The 215-nt window shown below is 73.5% G+C and carries 1 pseudogene; it reads left to right on the top strand.

The features are described from left to right. Positions 1-215: pseudogene (locus RT309_RS14420) on the top strand (oxidoreductase); the annotation flags it as partial.

Here is a 215-nt window from a genome sequence, read left to right as displayed (position 1 = left end):
GTCGCTGGCGTCGCGACGCCGGTCTTCGTGCGGCTCTCGGCCACCGACTACGCCGAAGGCGGGTTCACTCCCGACGACGCCGCGCAGGTGGCCCGGTGGGCGGTGGATGCCGGGGCTGACCTCGTCGACGTCTCGAGCGGCGGCATCGTCGCCCGGCCCCGGATCGACTACCGTCCTGGTTTCCAGGTGCCGTTCGCAGAGACCGTGCGCGCCGG

This window comes from Microbacterium sp., assembly GCF_032084865.1.
In the GTDB taxonomy this organism is placed as follows: domain Bacteria; phylum Actinomycetota; class Actinomycetes; order Actinomycetales; family Microbacteriaceae; genus Microbacterium.
Note: the sequence above shows the minus strand (reverse complement) of the source record. Positions and strands in the feature narration are given on the sequence as shown.